Genomic DNA, 1,681 nt, shown 5'->3' on the forward strand with positions numbered 1-1,681 from the left:
GGACTAGATTCCGGTTTCCCTTCCTGGAAAGGGACTGAGGGGAGGGGACTAGACTCCGGTTTCCCCCCTTGATAAGGGGGGACTAAGGGGGGTAATACCGGGATGCTTTCCGCTTTCCCTTCCTGGAAAGGGACTGAGGGGAGGGAACTAGACTCCGGTTTCCCCCCTTGATAAGGGGGGACTAAGGGGGGTAATACCGGGATGCTTTCCGCTTTCCCTTCCTGGAAAGGGACTGAGGGGAGGGAACTAGATTCCGGTTTCCCCCCTTGATAAGGGGGGACTAAGGGGGGTAATATTGGGATGCTTATTGATAATTGATTAATAATGATACAAGCTTCTTGATGAGAAAAAATACCGCGAAAAGTATTATAAGCAGAAGCAAAAGTAGGGGGTTGTTTTAAAAAGTTACCCAATCGTTTTATTTTTGGTGAAGTTCCCCAACGTTCCAATCCTAGACCCAAACCTGTACGCAAGAAAGGTAATGTATTTAGTTTTTTACCCCATTCTACCATTTGGGGAACTTTTTGAAAAGACTGATATCCACCAAATATTTCATCTCCTCCTAAACCTGATAATACTACTTTCATGCCATTGTCATGGGCAACTTTAGAAACACAAAATGTATTAAAGCCATCAATACTCGGTTGATCAATCGCTGCGAGGAAATCGGGTAATATGCTCTTAGCAAAGGATGATGTAACTTGATATTCTGTGTGTTTTGCACCGAAATGATTAGCGATTTTTTGAGCTAATTCTCCTTCATTGAATTCCGATTCAGCAAAAGTTATGGAGTAGGTAGATAATTGCGATTGTTGGGTTTGGGTTGCTAAAGCGAGAATGGTTGTGGAGTCAATACCACCACTGAGGAAAATTCCCACAGGTACATCACTAATAAAATGATGTTGAATGGAATCTAATAAAGCTTTACGAACTATTTCTTCCGCTTCTGGAGGAGAAATTGCTTCTGGAGTAAAATTTATTTGCCAATATTGTTTTTTGGTAGTATTTCCATTCTGCCAATATAGCCAATTACCAGCGGGTAAACAATGAATGTCAGCGATTAGGGTGTATGGTTCGGGAACTGAACCGGTTGTTAAATAACCATATAAACCTTCCACACTCATATTAATTGCAGGTAAACCAGATGCTAAAACTGCTCTGAGTTCGGAAGCAAATACCAAAGTTGTACCTAATTGGTAATAATAAAGTGGTTTAATTCCTAAATGGTCACGACATAAAAAACAAGTTTTTTCTAAATCATCCCAAATCGCAAAAGCAAACATTCCTCGTAAATGCTGGACACAATCGGAACCGATTCTTTGATAGAGTTTGAGAATTACTTCTGTATCTGTTTGAGAATGAAATTTTTCACCTTGGGAAATAAGATTTTCTCGTAGTTCTTGAAAGTTGTAAATTTCTCCGTTAAAAGTAATTGAATATCGTCCGTCACTGGTAGACATGGGTTGATGTCCAGCGGAACTGAGATCAAGAATAGAAAGTCGAGTATGAGCTAAAGCTGCTTGTTTGTCAGTTGAAATATAAATGCCTGCATCATCAGGACCACGATGTTTTAGTGCAGTTTGCATCTTTTCGATTTTTGCTTCTAAATTACCATAGTTGGTATTTAGTTTGATAATACCCGCAATTCCGCACATATTTTTTATTCTATATATATACTATG

Annotated in this window: 1 protein-coding gene; it reads right to left on the bottom strand. The window is 39.6% G+C overall.

Annotated elements, in window-relative coordinates:
* Positions 1 to 1,655, bottom strand: a 1,655-nt coding sequence (asnB, locus tag IQ228_RS25810) for an asparagine synthase (glutamine-hydrolyzing) (RefSeq protein WP_228044090.1), incomplete at its 3' end; no start/stop codon positions are given.
* Positions 1,656 to 1,681: the final 26 nt, after the last annotated feature.

This window comes from Dolichospermum sp. LEGE 00246, assembly GCF_015207865.1.
Taxonomy (GTDB): domain Bacteria; phylum Cyanobacteriota; class Cyanobacteriia; order Cyanobacteriales; family Nostocaceae; genus Dolichospermum; species Dolichospermum heterosporum.